The organism is Thalassotalea sp. G20_0 (genome assembly GCF_017744175.1).
In the GTDB taxonomy this organism is placed as follows: Bacteria; Pseudomonadota; Gammaproteobacteria; order Pseudomonadales; family Endozoicomonadaceae; genus Endozoicomonas.
Genome location: NZ_JAGHQV010000059.1, coordinates 1 through 15967, shown reverse-complemented (window position 1 = coordinate 15967; position 15967 = coordinate 1). Strand labels below are relative to the sequence as shown.

The window sequence follows — 15967 nt, the reverse complement described above, 5'->3', positions numbered from 1 at the left end:
GCTACTTATTGTCAAAATTTTCTACCAGCTGACCAATAAAATTTTCCAGCCGGGCAATATCCATATCCGCCGTCAGCATCAGCAGGAAGCCTATCACATCGGCCAATGCCGGGTCGTTCTCAAATGTGTGCAGCGCCTGCTCCAGCGACTCCAGATCGCCCTGCTCGAAAGCAGTAATGATGGCATGAACAAAGCTGTCCATGTGCATCTCTTTGAGACTTTGCAGCAAAGCATTCTCATTCCACTCTGGTTTTGGCAGTGCGGTGACATAATCCACACTCAGTAAACAGCGGATTTTATCAAACATCAGACCGGCATCCAGGGGCTTGCCAATGTATTCGTCAAACCCCTGAATCAACAACCGCTCCCTGGCCTCATGGCTGACACTGGCGGTCACAGCCACTGCTTTGACCGATACTTTTCCGGGAAGTTCACGAATTTTCCTGATCGCTGTCACCCCATCCATCACCGGCATGGAGATATCCATCAAAATCAGGTCAAAATCCACCTGCTTCACCGCTTCCACCGCCTGAAGGCCATTGCCGGCAGTATCAACCCTGAAACCGGCAGAGTCCAGCAAACCGGCCATCATATCCCGGTTACTTTCAACATCATCCACCACCAGAACCCGGATCCCCTGAAAACGCTCATCCAAATGCACATAAATGGAACCGGGCAGTAGGCGCTGATGCTCTTTCAGCGCTGCAAAACTGCCCAGAACCAGCGGCAGAACAAAAATAAAACGGCTCCCCTTGCCGGGCTCACTGATAACATCAAGCTCCCCACCCATGGCCGAGACCAGCCGCCGACTGATCGCCAGCCCCAGGCCAGTGCCACCGATCTGCAACCCCAGATGGACCTGCCGGAAAGGTTCAAAGACCCTCTCCAGGTCCTCATGGGCAATACCAACACCGGTGTCGCGGACTTCAAAGACAATATCATTGCCCGCCACAGAAACCCGGCATTCAACCCACCCCTTAACCGTGTATTTAACCCCGTTACTGAGCAGATTCAGCAGCACCTGACGAACCTTGATTTCATCCAGCATGACAATTTCCGGTAACGTGCCAATGGGCAACAGGCGTAAATCCAGTCCCTTGCTGACCGCCCTTTCCATCAGAATATTGCGCACCCCGCGCAGTAACTCCAGCAATCGAACCGCAGAAGGGTGTAACTCAATCTTGCTGGACTCAATTTTGGTTAAATCGAGAATATCGTTAATCAGTGACAACAAATGCTGGCCACTGGCCTCAATGGTGTTCAGGCTTTTTCGCTGGGCCGACGTTAACGAGAGGTTTCTTAACAACAGCTGGGCGTTGCCAAGCACCCCATTCAGCGGTGTTCTCAACTCGTGGCTCATATTGGAGAGGAACAGACCTTTGGCCAGGTTGGCCCGCTCAGCCTCTTCCTTGGCCCGCATCAACTCATGTTCAATGCGCTTTCGCTCCGTGATATCACGAACCACCATGGAGATCAGCAGTCCATCGCCGGTTTTCAGGGGATTGCTGGTGATCTCCACCGGGAAAATCCGGCCTTTACGATCAATACCCCGGGATTCATAACCCACCAGGCACAGCTGCTCCCAACTGGCTTTTTCCAGATCACCCAACAGAGGGTGCCCCGGACGGTTTTCCAGTGGCGTCAGCAGGCTCAGGGGCATATTGACCAGGTCTTCCCGGTGAAAGCCAAACAGATCTTCCGTCCTGCTGTTGGCCATGCCAATAATGCCTTCCGGTGTGGCAATGATGGTTGCATCCGGCGCACTGTCCAGTAGCAGCTTGAATTTCTTGGTATCGCTTACCCGATCGGTAATATCATTGGCCAGCCCTTCAACCAGATATTGCCTGTCTTCCAGATCCCCGATATCACTCCAGAAGATTTCCAGCCTGCGGATACTGCCATTCAGATGCCGGATATCCAGCTCAAAGGTATCGCCCCATCGCCCTTGCTTGGCCTCACGAAACTGATCGCGAAAACATAATTTACTGTCCCGGTTAGCAAGATACCCGATCAATGGACGCAGAAACTCTTTCTGTGTATAGCCCAGAATGGCTTCTATTGACGGACTGACATGGGTAACACACCCATCCTTATTGAGGTTGAAATAAAAATAGTTCCCCCTCAGCCGCTCAAGCAAATGACCGATATTGCTGGTTCTGGCCTGATGCAGTGCTTTTTCCCGGTCCGCCAGCCTGGTCACCAGTTGCTGGAAACTTTCAGTCAAACTGCCAATTTCATCCCGGCTGATATGGGTAATCACCGGCATGACCCGACGGTAGGTAAAGTCATCCATGGCTCGCTTCAGGCGGATAATCGGACGGGCAATTCTCACCGACACCAGGCTGGCACAGGTAAATATCAGTGTCAGGGAGAGTAGCATCAGCAATGCATTAATCTGCGCCTGGTCAATCACCGGAGCCAGTACGGTTTCCCTCGGGGCATAACTGATCATCCACCAGGAAGCCGATTTAATCGGTGCCCCCATCAACCAGTACTCATTCTGCCGAACCGGCACCCACTTGTGCCGGAAAGCGGGCTCACCTCGTTCAATCAGCTCTTCCAGGTCATGCCATAACCCCGGGGAACCGTAATAAAACTGGCTTTGATGAATGCTGTTTAACTGGTAGCGCTTCGGCGTTTCACTGTCCGTCTGCAGGTACTCTCCGGCACCATTAACAATGGAAAAACTGGCATTTCCCGTGGTGTTTTCCACCAGCTGATGGCGCAGATCCGCAAGGCTGATATCCATCCAGAAATAGCCATAAAGGGTGTTCGCTGAAATGACCGGGACGATATAGCTGACAATCCATCCTTTATCCGCAGATCCTCTTGGCGATGTCCAGAATCCCTCTTTCTGCTGATCCTGATTAGCCCACCAGAACTGGGCAGGAAACAGGCCGGTATCGACGCTTTCATCCAGCCGGACCCGGCACTGATTCCTGTAGGCATGAAAAACATCCCAGTGCTGCAGGCTGCTGCCGAGCTTCACATAAGTAAAGCCGCGAACCAGAGAGTTTCTTGCCACCAGATCCGTGAGAAAGTGTTTGATCATGGCATGGTCAGTCACAGGCATCCGACTCAACATATCCCCCATAAACGAGGTCATGGTCATCAGCTGCCGGGTATGGCTGTCAATTTTGTCCGCATTATGCCAGACCTGCTCAATCAATCCTTTGGCGACCGCGTCCGTGGCCTGTTTGAGTGAGAGGTAGAGGTGGATTCCAAAGATCAGGTTGTACAGCAGCGTGACAGGCACGACAGTAAAAAAAATGATTTTTTTCCTGATAGAAAATTGCACTGGGTTCACTGCACACGGCCACAATGAACGCTAATGATAGACCAGCATTTCAGCAGTGAATGGAGATTCTGAACAACGCAACCTCAGCCTTTCAGAATATTCTGACTGTGCCAGGGAAAGCTGGCAAGAATGGCAGAAAAACGTTCAATATCAAAAGGTTCTCCGGACAGCCAGCGTTGTGCATGAGCCTTCGTTAACAACGCCGGCATGCGGTCAGCGATCAACATTAACGGTGGCATGGCCGGCATGGTTAAGACGGCGCAGGAATCAAACGAAAGAGTACTGTCCACCGTGAACCGCTCCCAAAGTCCGGCCATCAGTATCAGCGAACCCTCTTTTGCACCGATACGCCACAGCTGACGGCGGTTGCCCGGAGCCATATGCCATTGGTAGTAGCTATCCGCCAGAATCAGGCAACGCCGGTCCTGCCAGGCTTTTTTGAACATTCGTGACTCAGCGGCGGTCTCCACGCGGGCATTGATCTGGGCCCGGGATAAATCCTGCAACCAGGAAGGGACAAGCCCCCACTTGGCCTGGACCAGTTCAGGGGCACCACAGTCACTGTTTCGAACCAGCCACACCTGCTGCCCCGGCACCACCTGTTGAACGGGTTTCTGAGTTAACATCTCGTTGATACCAAGAAAGCCAAGGTCAACCCCGGGCAGGTTGAATGAGTAACGGCTGCACATAAATTACTCCAACTCTTCCGGCTCGGCATTCAGGTAATCGTCAATCAACTCTTTTGCCAGGCCCGCATCGGCATCATCAACATACAGCGCCAGCAAACCAATGGCAGGCAGCTCTCCCATTGCGCCGATCAGGTCAACACCGGCCAGATGACAGAAAATACGACGACTGGTCAGCAGATCCTTCAGGCACTGGGCTTCCACCAGATTTTCCGGGCTATACACTTTAATCATTTGCGATCAAGAGCCTGATTATTGCAGATAAAGAGTCGCCAACTGATCCACCAGCTGCCTGGCTTTTTCCAGTTGAACCTTATTGAGCAGAGCCACCAGCCTGGCTTTCTGAGCTTCTGCCGACGCCGATATTTTCGACGGGGTCTGCAGACTGAGCTCGGTCCACATATAGGCCGCGATCAGGTTGCGGTCTGTGCCTTCACCATTGAGATAGGCCCGTCCCAGCTCATACTGTGCTTCAGGGTTCAGCCCTTCACGCCCGGCAGCCTGCTGAAAATAGTCAAAGGCCATGCCAACATCCTTAGCGGTCCCGGCAAGCCCGTCACGATAAGCCCTGCCCAGCCAGAGCATGGCTTCGGCCCGGGCTTGCTGATCGCCCTGGCGGGCGATACGCTGCAAAGCGTTAATGGCTTTAGCCGGGTTTGTTGCCTGGCCTGAGTGGAGAATTTGAATCGCCTCGCTTAACTGCCCCCGGGCCGCAGCACCACTAACAGGGGTGGCAGCCAAGACCGGCCCGGTCACCGTGGCCAGCAATACCAACAAACGGACAGCATTTTTAAACTGCTTTAACATGAACAACCCCTGCCTGGCATTTTTATAAGAGGATTATATGATGTTCCGGAACCGTTTTGCAGGTCTTCCTCACAGTGATTTTCATGTCCGCAATAAAAGTCACCCGGCAACCGATGCCCGTTTCATTATCACTTCAATGGCACACATCCTTACCCGGTGAAAGCCTTCTGGTTTGCATCCTCCCTGCGGCTCAGTTACATTACGCGACAGTGTCTATACAGACCGGCAGTCAGTCCATGAAATATAATAGCCCGTCAATCAATAACGATTTTTTCCTTATCTGACCTCAAAGCATTGGCACAAATGGAAGCTTTTGACGATATCCGCCCTTACCATGACCATGAGGTCCGGCCTACGTTGGCTCGCCTGTTAACTGATAAAGACCTGCTCCATGTGATGGCAAAGCACCGTTACCCCGGTTTAACCCGGCAGTTTTCCGGAGCCATGGCCTGGATCACCTCTCTGGCGTTAAAGTACAAAACACGGAATATCCATAATGTCCGGGATTTTCAGGCCATTATTGAGCCCTATCTGACCCGGGTGATCAAAACCACTACCCATAAGGTGTCTTTTTCCGGCATTGAGCACCTGAACAAGAACAAGGCCTACCTGTTTCTGTCCAATCATCGAGATATTGTTCTGGATCCGGCCCTGGTCAACTATGCGCTCTACCTTAACGATATGGAAACCTGCCAGATTGCCATTGGCGACAACCTGGTCAAACGTCCTTTTGTCAGTGACCTGATGCGTCTGAACAAAAGCTTTATCGTCAAACGCTCACTGTCCGGGCGACGGGAAAAGCTGCTCGCCTTCCAGAGTCTCTCTGCCTACATTCACCATTGCATTGATTCTGGCCAGCCGGTCTGGATTGCCCAGAGCGAAGGCCGGGCCAAGGATGGTAATGACCAGACCGATCCGGCCATTATCAAGATGTTTAACCTGAGCCGTCGTGGCAGGCAGAGCGCTTTTGCTGACAATATCCGCTCACTGAATATTGTACCGGTCTCTATCTCCTACGAGTTCGACCCATGCGACTGCGACAAGGCCCGGGAACTGTATGAGAAACAACAGACCGGTCAGTATCTGAAAGCCGACGATGAAGATTTGAAAAGCATCGTCACAGGCATAGATGGTTACAAAGGGCATGTACATGTTGCGTTTGGCAAACCGCTGACAGAGGACTTTGAAGATGCCGCCTCGGTGGTTCAAGAGGTTAACCATCAGATTCACCATAACTATGAGTTGCAGCCATCCAACCTGTTTGCCTGGGAAGCAATCAGCAGTGAGATCAACCAGCATGAGCAGGTTATTCAGGTTCCTGGGATCGAACAGTTATTCCCGGCCATAGATCTGCTGAAAAAACGCGATGAATTCACCCGACACCTGGAGCGCTGCTCTGAGCTATACCGCCCCTGGTTCTTAAAGATGTACGCCCAGCCGGTGATTAATCGTTTCCGCTACGGTTCATAAGCATGAAGGAATCATCTGCACAACGTGAAGCACACCTTTCTCAAAAGTCTGAAACTCAGGTGTACAAAGTCTGTGTCATGATTCCTTCCCCCTGGCTTGAAACAGTCAAGGAGGCCCTGTTCAATGCCGGTGCTGGTCGTTATGGAAACTATGATTGCTGTTGCTGGCAAACCCCGGGGACCGGCCAGTTTCGCCCCTTGCCGGGAAGCCAGCCCTACTCCGGGCAACCCGGCGAAATCCATTCAGAAGAAACCTGGAAAGTAGAAATGCTTTGTCAGGAGCCGTTTTTAAAACCCGCCATTGAGGCGCTACTGCAGGCACACCCTTATGAAATGCCTGCCTTCGATTTTCACCCGGTCAATCTTGCCGCTGTGGAGGCGTGACATACTCAAGCCTCATGGGAAACGTGCCTTCCCGGCGATCGGCAAAATAATAGCGAAGCGTTCGGCTTATGGTAGAAAATGCCAGTTGGTCCCAGGGAATCTCATCTTCTTCAAAGAGGGCCACCTCCAGACTCTCCTCCCCCGGGGCAAAATCCGGCCGTTCCAGTCTCGCCAGAAAAAAAGCCGACAGCTGACCGACATGCACCACATTAAACAGCGTATAAAGTGACTCAATGGTAACATCCGCACAGGCTTCTTCGCGGGTTTCCCGTGCCGCTCCCTCTTCGATGGTTTCGCCCAACTCCATAAAGCCACCGGGCAGTGTCCAGAACCCCTTTCTGGGCTCAATCGCCCGTTTACACATCAATACCTTATCCTGGTAAACGGGCAGGCACCCGGTGATAACCCTGGGGTTCTGATAATGAATCGTATGACAGTGACTACACACATCCCGCAGGCGATGATCCCCTTCAGGCACTTTTCTTTGAGTCTTATGACCGCAGACACTGCAGTAATGCACAGAGGGTCCTGTCATCAACGTTCACTCCTTGTTTCTGGCAGATGGGTAAAGAAGGACAATAACAGAGTAACAAAACCTCAGAGATGAACAAACTGTCGATCTACTTGCTTCATTAACGGGAAAAGCTTTTCTTTTGTGGTTCCAATGCAAGACCCGCAGCACCTGCCAAGCAACCGCCCCCTCATCAAACGCTGAAAGAGGACAGGGTTCAGTTTACCATCATGAAGAATCCTTAATGTCTACCTTAAGAACAAGAACTAAGGGAGGCATCCTGATTGCTGCCAAATTTTCCACTTATGAATTCACAGGGTCAGAACTCAAGGCTTCAATAGGCCCACTGTAATCAATTACGAGTTTAAACTCATTTCGCAACCTCTGCGGAACATTATCTTGCATGAAGCGCTCTATTTCGGCGAGCAACATCCGCTTTTCTTCCGGGCTGCAATCATAATCCGCCGTCACCTTGAACTTAAGTTGGTCTCTGGTTTTGCCAGTGAGTGCCAGCCCACAAATGCGAGCATTATTCCAAAGCAGAGGGCGAACGAGTTTTATCAACTCATCCTTCATGTCACTTATAATCCTCTTTTCAGTATTTGTGGATGAAATACCCGCGGTATCAGGGTTGCCATCGTCTCGAAAAGGTTTGCTTATTTCATCTCGTTGAGCACTTGGTGCCGAAAGTGCCACATTTCTGTTTGTTACAGGTTTAGTACCATTGGTCGACATTTTTTCTTCTTGCAGGCATAGTTCCGGACTCAGGCCAGGAGTCGGAAGCACGCTGGCAACTGCGGCGACGGGGGGAGATGGTGAACGACCAACCGCAACCGGTGGGGTAACATATCCGGTGAGTTGTGATGAAGCGGCTCCAGAGTTTACATTTTGCATAATCAGTTCCTCACGGTGAAACTGATCTCTTAGGGTAGACGTCAAGTAACTGTCCTGAAATAACTTTCACATTTCTACAGCCGTTACCCGCCTCCCGCTATCCGAAAAGCCGTGACCGCTTGTGCTTTTGCGGGGAGCGGGCGGCGACCTTTTCCCAGACCGGGTAGAAAGCACTGGCAATGTCACCGATAAATTCTGAGTCAGGATGCTTTTTGAGCAAGAGAGACGACTGCGTGTCGATGCTTTATACACGACTAAGGCAGTATGATCATTCACTCTGTGCAGGCAACAAAATGTCAACAGGCCCTAAGAACACTGGATAAATCCGGCTGAGCTACTTATGATAAATTCAAGTCCCTTGCAAGGATGCCTCTGAAGTCACCATGATGTTGAACCAGGTTGAAGAACGGCTGCAAAACCACCAGCCCAGAACAATAGATGCCCAACTGCCAGAAGCCGCAGTGCTGATACCCATTACCAATGCACCGGAACCAGAGCTGGTGTTTACCCGGCGAGCCCCCCATATGAGCACCCACAGTGGCGAGGTTGCGTTCCCGGGAGGCAAGCGTGACCTGTCTGACAGAGACCTGGTCCATACCGCATTGAGAGAGTCCTTTGAGGAGATCGCCCTCCCCCCGGAAGCCGTCAGAATCATTGGCCAAACCGGCTCGGTGGTCTCGCGCTTTGGTCTGGAAGTCACCCCTATTGTCGGGATTATTGCCGCAGACACACCACTAAGAGCCAATATGGCAGAGCTGGATCGTATTTTTAAAGTCCCGTTAAGCTACTTTCTGGACAAGGGCAACCTGACGTTCAACCATTGGAAACTGCGCAACCAGGACTACATGATGCCGTCCTTTTACTATGGAGAGTATCTGATCTGGGGGCTGACTGCCGTGATGCTGGTGGAGTTCCTGAACATAACCCTGGATGCCGACATCTCACTGAACGCTCCTCACTTCAACAGCCATTTCCCCCGGCATAAGTAGCTAACCATATGAAATCATATATTTCTGGCTACTTGTGCTGGCACTCTGCTTCGTTACAACTCCGGTCACATAGCTACGGCTATGCTCCCTCCGTTGTGCCTCGCATAGTACCAGCCCAAGTAGCCAGAAATATTCGATTCCATATGGCCAGCTACTTAAGGGATGATTTATTCCTGTTCCAGGGCCGGGTGATGGATAACCAGTCGCTGGTTTTTGTCCGGCGTGGTTATTATTGTTGATTCACGGTCAGGTGCAGGCCACTCAATCACCAGTTTGTCAATGCTCCTATCCCGCCCCAGGCCAAAGTGAGACTGCCTGGGGTTGGCGGATACGTAGTTGTTCTCAAAGCGCAACTCACGATACTGCACCCCCTGATCAGTATGCAGATAGAGCTTGGCTCCCAACGCCTCGGTATTTCCCGGCAAACCCACCAGCTTTACCGATAGCCAGTCATTGTTGTCTGTATTGTTGTTGCGATAGAACGTTGGCCTGCCTTCCCAATTGCTGATGACAATATCAATATCGCCATCCTGCTGATAATCGAAGCAGACAATGCCGCGGCCATCATTCACCTCGGTTAACCCCCACGCGGCGGACTCATCTGAAAATGTCATGCCACCCCGGTTAATAAACAGCCTTGGTCTGGCGTTATTAAATGCATCGTGGCTTTGCAAAAACTTAAGTTGCAACTGCCTTTCCTTTTCAGAGTTGAAATCAGCTGTTTCAGGAATGGCTCCGTAACCCGTGACATGAAAAATATCCAGCAACCCGTCATTATTAAAATCAGCGGCACAACTGCCCCAGCCCCACCCACCTTTTCGCAAACCTGATTTTTCCGTAGCATCGCTGACGTTAAAATTTCCTGAGTTTTCATACAGCCGGTTTCCGGTATATCTCTTATTCTTCTCAGGGCTGTAAATACTGCTCTCAAACCAATCCATATCGCCATCATTGTCAAAATCGGCGATGGCGGCACCCATGCCAAAACTGCCATTAATGACATTGATATCCGTGACATCTTGCAAGCCTTCAGACGTTGATTGCCAGAGTTGAGAAGTAAAAAAATCCGCTGTCAGGAGCACATCCGTGGTGCCATTATTATCAAAATCAACCATATTGGGGGTAAAGGTAAAATCACTATCGCCAAACAACGGCAGCTCATGCTGCTGATTAATCACACCATCCCCAAGCATGACATCACCATAGCTGTGCCTCAGGCCAGGATAGACGATACCCTCCGGCCTCAGGTTACGATAGCCATGATTACGCCACACCTGTGGCTGACGTGCTGACTTGTAGGTGCGCCAGAAGGCCATCACCATATCCAGATGCCCATCCTGATCAAGATCACCAAAACTGGCGTTTAACGTCGGACCCTTAACATTGTTCAACACCATGGATGTTGGAGCTTCGACCATATTAAAAATAATCTGGGGAAAATAACGGCCACTGTTCCCGAGAAAGAGGTCTGCCTTGTAGTCACCATCAATATCCGCCACCAGCGGAGTAATGGCACCGCTTGTATTGATATCGGGAAGCTGCAGCACCTCTTTTCGAAACCCACCGGATGGCTGCTGGTAGTAGACGATGACATTTCCCTGATTATCATTGAAAATCAAGTCATCCAGGCAATCGTTATCAATATCAAATGCAGACACGCCAGACCAATTGACGATATCCATTAACCATCCGGGCTTAATCAGACCAATAACCCGCTGATGGTCCAGACCGCTGGACTGAGTGATATTCGTTAACGGCGTGGCAGTAACATCAACAGATTTTATGTCCGTGGTATTTCCTGCACAGCCTTGCACGGGAGGTGTTGCCACCGCCTGTTCTGATAATTCTGGTGCTTGAACCAGCAACGATTGCTTTACATCATCTGTTTTTTCCAGCTCCGTGATAATAGGCTGCCGGTCTACCAGATACTCCATACACTGACGTTTATTCACACACGAGTCTGTCAATGTGTTAAGAAATGCAATTAATGCCTTGATCCTGGACGGTTCCAGTTGGTAAGGCAACTTCAGGTAATCCGGGGATTGCGTGGCGATACTGCGGATAGTCCGAACAATTGGCGACTTATTTTTTCTGTCACCCATCTGGAGGTGTTGCCATTGCAGCGTATGTGCCTCTATTACCCGGTAAAGTGACCCGGCTGAGCCATTGTGAAAATAAGGCCCGGTCAAAGCAACATTAAGCAGACTTGGGGTACGGAACGAATAGGGTATCTGCCTGAAATTGAAATTTTTACGACCGTAGTCCAGACCGCGTCCATTAGCTCCCCGTCCGTAAGGCGCAACACCAATATTATAAAACTGCTCATCGGACAGATTATTGCCACTGTGGCACCCCGCGCAACCAGCACCATTGCGAACCAGTGGCGTAAAAAAGAGCTTCAACCCCTCTTTTTCCAGGGGCGTCAAATCCCCCTTCCCTTTTACGTAACGAAAAAAAGCATTATCGATAAACACCAGGTGCCCCTGAAACCTGGATAATGCCTCGGTAACCCGGTCGATATGGATCATCTCTTTGCAGGTGGCTGCTTCTGAATCAGCAAAAGCCTGCCGGAAAGCACTGCACCACTGCGGGTTAGACTGAATTCGTTGTATGATGACTTCATAGAGTTCATGGTTATTGTAGTGGGCATCTTTCAAGCCCTTCATTTCAAAGGGCGAGACCATCGGTAGCCGGGCCTGTGCCTGCAACAGGTTCTTCTCCTCATAGCATTCCGGTCGCAAATTGGAATAGCCATTACCAAGACGCACCAGCCGTCCATTACCACCAACACCACAGGAAGGTGAGGCCATACCAGCATCGGGTAACGCTTCCTGAAGGTACTGCAAACGGCCATCCCAGAATAGATTCTCTCTGTACAGCGATGCATTAAATACCGTCGGTGAGTTTCTGGGGATCAGCAGCTCTTCGTATTGGTCCGGATATAAACCTTTCAGGGCATCCAGCCGCTTTTGCCCGAACAGCCTGTGGTCGTTAACGATCACACCGACAGGCAGTGCCAGGCCATCACCACCAGCGGTTTGGGGATGATGGCAAGTGGCACAGGACACTGTGCCACTGAGGCTTAAATCGGGGCTGAAAAATAACTTTTTACCTAACTTCACCACCGGAGAGGTAAACGGCTCCAAAGGTGTATCCGGTTCAGGTGTGCCGGTAATCTGATGGGATCTGAGCAACTTCCCGATCGATGCGTCTGAGATATCTGTTAACACGTCAGCATCTGCAAACCGGGAAAGCCCACATAAGACAACGCCGAGATAAAAGAAAACGGTTTTATTGTTCATAGAAAATAGACTAATGAATTCCTTCATTAGCTATCATCGACAGAGCAATCTGTAACTTTTGAATCCGCGTCCGGAATTGTCCCGAAATAATTTTGACATTTTGAACCTGGTCTCTGTTCATCCTGAGCACAAGCTTGTCAAAGTATCGAAGGGTGATTGGCACAATACTTGAGGCCGGAGTTCACGCCCTTCGACACCCTCAGGACGAACGTAGTTTTGAAGCTCTGAAATATGCAAGTTATTTCGGGACAATTCCTTATTTCCCAATAAGCTGTTGCCGAAGTTCCGGGTAGGCTGTATTGTCTGAAAGCCAGATATCCATAAAGGTTCTGGCCAGCTGTAAATCGTCAATCCTGCCCAGAAAACGGTGGCCGAAGTAGAAGCGCCCACCGGACGCCGACAGCACAAAAACCAGGCGGTCACCCGCACGAACTCCCTTCCATATTTTGCTGAGTTGCTTAAGCCAGCGTTTTCTATTCTCCCGGGATACCCCAAGGTGGGCCCACTGTTGGTCTGTTGCCGAAAGCAACCGTTTTTTACTGATCTTTCGTCGATAGTCGATAAGCAATGCCACATCAGTGGAAACGAGTTCAGCAACATCATACCGGCCGGAGGGCGTTTTCAACTGAGCATCATAAATATCCCATAAGCCCCATTTCAAGGTTGAATGCCCAACCGTCTGCCACTGCTCCCAGACAGGATAATCCTGTTTATCATTTTTTATAGTGTCCCGGGCAAAACTCTTTGCAGAAAACAGGGGTATCAAAAGAACCAGCAAAATGGCTACGTTGGAAAGAACGGCAACGTAGAACTTGACTCCATTTTTTTTCATGGCGAACCCTTTGCCTTATTATGAATAGCTATTATCAGGCTATACGAATAAACACGCCAAAAGGATTCACAGGTTATTGGGCAAATACACTCTAATTTATCTTCTTAAAGGGCGACTCTTTATAGGGCAGCGGTTCCGCCAAAACAATAGAGGGATCAGCTGCACCTTTTGTCTTTTGGTCCTCGCCTTCACAGCAAACACCACTATTGAGAGCTTCATTAGCCTGGCTTACGTCAAGCACCGAGGTACTTCCTGGCTGATTCACCACTGGCAATTGATTGGGGGTGGCTTCATCAGGCACAGATATACTACGGTACCAGAGTAAATCTTCAGCCACTAAAGCCGCACAAGTCGCACAGCCACCACCAACACCACCCAGACATAATGCTTTCAGGATTCCAGCATTTGTACACAAAGTGATCAGATACGCGGATGTTGCACCAGCGCCACATCCAGCGCAGATCATACCACCGCTTAAAGCCACATATTCAATAGCATTCTGCCGCGCTGGCGTTATTTTCGGACAAGCACTTCGGATACTTGCCATACAGCCTGTTGCATTCATAATCTCTACCTTACTTAAGTTTATTTACCTAAACTCTGACTATAGCGTTTGAAGAAAGTTTCCCATTCTGTCAAAAAAAGAGAGTATTCTTCTCGACCAATCATCAAGGAAGAACGGAGATTGAAGAATCAGAAAAATAGTCAGCCTCCCGGGTGTTTTCTTATTCGACAGGCAGGAAGCGGGCCATGACATCATTTCGATGAAATTAATGTGTGTAATCTCCGCTCAGGACGAACGGAGTTTGGGGATCAATGATAGAAGGAACCCATCAATTGCATTAACCAGGAGCCTGACCGAGAACTAAGCAGGAAAGCAACCAGAGAGCGACAAAAATTTAAATAGTTTAAAAAATAGGCGAAATTTTAGTTTAATCAGCCACTTTTGAGCAGTTTTTAGACATGTTAAAGCCTTTATGCTGCTTCTTTAACCTTTCTTACATCGTCAAGACGGATTGACCCCGTTGTCGCCGCCTTCACAAATTTTTTGATATTATGCGCCGTGCAAACCAGTGAAAATTCTGCTGCCACTTTCTCTTTTCCGCGAAGGCTGAATCCCCGGAACCCCGAATTTTTGATCTGCCCAAACGGTGGCTCTGCAATAACTTTACGACGTTCGTAAACTGATTTGGCTTCAGTGCTTTCCATTTTCTTATTCATAGCCTACCGTGCAGATTCAAACTGGTCGGTGCGGATAACCCGGCCAGGCTCTTTTTTTGCACCACTGCATCTCGAACGATATGGACACTCACTGCACACCTCTTTGTTGGCCCGGTAGCTCTTTCTTTTAGCCTTGCTCAAGGGGTTCGTGATCAGCCGTTCATTGGCCGGACAAACGAACACATCGGCTCAGCATCATAGGCAAAATCGGCGTTGACAAATTTCCGATCCGAATTTTCAAGTGCTTCTTTTGCCGCTTTTATCTTTTTCAGGCGTTCCTGTTTGAACTGTAAGTCCTCGGGAATGCTATAACAACCATTGGCCTCTTTGTAAGTATCGTCTTCCTGTTGGTCAGACAGGCGGGCTTTTTTGATCAGTTCATCATTTTCGGCACTGAGCCCGGCTTCTCTGCTTTTCAGCCTGCCGTAGCTCATTGCCTTATGCTTTGAGCTGCTGGCTTTGAACTTTGATCCGTCCAGGCTGATATGGCCCAGTGAAGCCATGCGCAACTCCATTGCCAGCTTGACGGACTGTTTGAAACAGTCATGAAAAAACGACAGGTTATCTTTACGAAAATCACCCAGCACTCTGAAGTTCGGGCAGTTCATCTGTGAAATGTACATAAATGCCAGATCCTGCCGACAGCGTCGTTCAATTTGGCGGGAGCTAAAAACACCGTGGCTGTCAGCGTAGATCAGGATTGAAGCAATCAGCTTTGGCGGATAGGCATGTTGCCCGAGATGATGATACTTTTTTCAACTTCCGATGTATCGATGCTTTGGAAGAGGCTCTCGTAAACAAAGCAGTCATGATCGGTGGTGGGTAGCAGATCGAAAATGTTGGTTGGAAACAGCAGGTGCTGATCCAACTCAACAGGACTATCCTTGAACTTTGGCTGTGACATTTGGCATAAGTCAGTTTGATTTTGAAGCTTATGATAACATAAGTCTATTCTCGGTCAGCCTCCTAGAGGATCAAATAGTAATCAGTGTGTGTCCTTCTGGGACACAACCTTATGACAACCAGTGCCGTAGACAAGTTCAGCCTACAATTGATGCCACTTTCGTTCGTTACGATTATTCTTGTCCTTCAGGTTGGACCCTGAAGGGGGATCAATGCGAGAAAAAAACAGTAAATTCTCGACCTGCTACCGGCGTTAATTGATAAATTGTGTGAGAAAAAGAAGGAATCCTGAAGTGATATTTTCGCTTCAGGCTTCTCTTGCGGAAGTAGCGGTAGTGGTTTGACTTTCTTCTTGATATTCGCTTCCGGTTTCCTCTAATTTCAGGTAAGCGCCAATTTAACCTGCGTATGTTGCCATTCCGTAAAATGCTTGTGTCATGACAACTGGTTTATCCTTGCAGGAACTCTTCAAGCCAGTCATGGTTGTTGTTGACCCGTTCTGACCCGGTCGCAAATAAATCAAAATCCGGCGACAATAAATCAGAATCCGATTCCCAAATGTCAATGTCAATTCCGTTCAGCCCAAAAGGGTCTTCTTTTCTGCATTCCAAGGCTGAATGCCAGGCGTTTTGTGTCTGTTTATCCACATCATAATGGTTGATCTTTTGGAG

Annotated in this window: 16 protein-coding genes and 1 pseudogene; 3 read left to right on the top strand and 14 right to left on the bottom strand. The window is 49.6% G+C overall.

Annotated elements, in window-relative coordinates; genetic code table 11:
• Nucleotide 1: 1 nt before the first annotated feature.
• From J7438_RS22330 to J7438_RS22315, 4 genes are all read right to left on the bottom strand, one after another.
• On the bottom strand, nucleotides 2-3298 hold the full coding sequence (locus J7438_RS22330; RefSeq protein ID WP_209278307.1) for an ATP-binding protein: 3297 nt from the start codon (nucleotides 3296-3298) through the stop codon (nucleotides 2-4).
• Nucleotides 3299-3381: 83 nt separating this feature from the next.
• The gene (locus J7438_RS22325; RefSeq protein WP_209278306.1) at nucleotides 3382-3987 is read right to left on the bottom strand and encodes an SOS response-associated peptidase; all 606 of its coding nucleotides are present in this window, start codon (nucleotides 3985-3987) and stop codon (nucleotides 3382-3384) included.
• A gap of 3 nt (nucleotides 3988-3990) precedes the next feature.
• Nucleotides 3991-4218, bottom strand: coding sequence for a putative signal transducing protein (locus J7438_RS22320; protein ID WP_209278305.1), 228 nt, complete (start codon nucleotides 4216-4218; stop codon nucleotides 3991-3993).
• 18 nt (nucleotides 4219-4236) lie between these two features.
• A complete protein-coding gene (locus J7438_RS22315) occupies nucleotides 4237-4791 on the bottom strand; it encodes a tetratricopeptide repeat protein (protein ID WP_209278304.1) in 555 nt (184 codons plus the stop codon).
• Between the two features lie 303 nt (nucleotides 4792-5094).
• Here J7438_RS22315 and J7438_RS22310 point away from each other — a divergent pair, with 303 nt between their 5' ends.
• Both J7438_RS22310 and J7438_RS22305 read left to right on the top strand, forming a co-directional pair.
• Nucleotides 5095-6261, top strand: coding sequence for a 1-acyl-sn-glycerol-3-phosphate acyltransferase (locus J7438_RS22310; protein ID WP_209278303.1), 1167 nt, complete (start codon nucleotides 5095-5097; stop codon nucleotides 6259-6261).
• A 2-nt stretch (nucleotides 6262-6263) separates the two neighbouring features.
• Nucleotides 6264-6644, top strand: coding sequence for a YqfO family protein (locus J7438_RS22305; RefSeq protein ID WP_286196825.1), 381 nt, complete (start codon nucleotides 6264-6266; stop codon nucleotides 6642-6644).
• Here the strand turns inward: J7438_RS22305 and J7438_RS22300 are convergent.
• Complete coding sequence (locus J7438_RS22300; RefSeq protein WP_209200935.1) at nucleotides 6619-7179, bottom strand: NUDIX hydrolase; 561 nt, start codon at nucleotides 7177-7179, stop codon at nucleotides 6619-6621. The genes J7438_RS22305 and J7438_RS22300 overlap by 26 nt on opposite strands.
• Nucleotides 7180-7458: 279 nt before the next feature.
• Nucleotides 7459-8049: a hypothetical protein gene (locus J7438_RS22295; protein WP_209200934.1), complete on the bottom strand. Its 591-nt coding sequence runs from the start codon at nucleotides 8047-8049 to the stop codon at nucleotides 7459-7461.
• Nucleotides 8050-8432: 383 nt separating this feature from the next.
• Here J7438_RS22295 and J7438_RS22290 point away from each other — a divergent pair, with 383 nt between their 5' ends.
• Complete coding sequence (locus J7438_RS22290; RefSeq protein WP_209200933.1) at nucleotides 8433-9038, top strand: CoA pyrophosphatase; 606 nt, start codon at nucleotides 8433-8435, stop codon at nucleotides 9036-9038.
• A gap of 167 nt (nucleotides 9039-9205) precedes the next feature.
• Here J7438_RS22290 and J7438_RS22285 read toward each other — a convergent pair whose 3' ends face one another.
• From J7438_RS22285 to J7438_RS22255, 8 genes and pseudogenes are all read right to left on the bottom strand, one after another.
• Nucleotides 9206-12232, bottom strand: a complete 3027-nt coding sequence (locus tag J7438_RS22285) for a cytochrome c peroxidase (RefSeq protein WP_209278302.1) — start codon at nucleotides 12230-12232, stop codon at nucleotides 9206-9208.
• A gap of 364 nt (nucleotides 12233-12596) precedes the next feature.
• Nucleotides 12597-13172 (bottom strand): chalcone isomerase family protein, encoded by a 576-nt coding sequence (locus J7438_RS22280; protein WP_209278301.1) that lies wholly within the window; start codon nucleotides 13170-13172, stop codon nucleotides 12597-12599.
• A gap of 91 nt (nucleotides 13173-13263) precedes the next feature.
• The gene (locus tag J7438_RS22275; protein WP_209278300.1) at nucleotides 13264-13737 is read right to left on the bottom strand and encodes a hypothetical protein; all 474 of its coding nucleotides are present in this window, start codon (nucleotides 13735-13737) and stop codon (nucleotides 13264-13266) included.
• Between the two features lie 410 nt (nucleotides 13738-14147).
• Nucleotides 14148-14393: a transposase gene (locus J7438_RS22270; protein ID WP_209278299.1), complete on the bottom strand. Its 246-nt coding sequence runs from the start codon at nucleotides 14391-14393 to the stop codon at nucleotides 14148-14150.
• 152 nt (nucleotides 14394-14545) lie between these two features.
• Nucleotides 14546-15016, bottom strand: a complete 471-nt coding sequence (locus J7438_RS22265; protein ID WP_503003927.1) for a transposase — start codon at nucleotides 15014-15016, stop codon at nucleotides 14546-14548.
• 3 nt (nucleotides 15017-15019) lie between these two features.
• A pseudogene (locus J7438_RS28705) lies at nucleotides 15020-15088 on the bottom strand (hypothetical protein); the annotation flags it as partial.
• A gap of 14 nt (nucleotides 15089-15102) precedes the next feature.
• The gene (locus J7438_RS22260) at nucleotides 15103-15297 is read right to left on the bottom strand and encodes a hypothetical protein (RefSeq protein WP_209278298.1); all 195 of its coding nucleotides are present in this window, start codon (nucleotides 15295-15297) and stop codon (nucleotides 15103-15105) included.
• Between the two features lie 448 nt (nucleotides 15298-15745).
• On the bottom strand, nucleotides 15746-15967 hold a 222-nt coding region (locus J7438_RS22255; RefSeq protein ID WP_209278297.1), incomplete at its 5' end, for a hypothetical protein.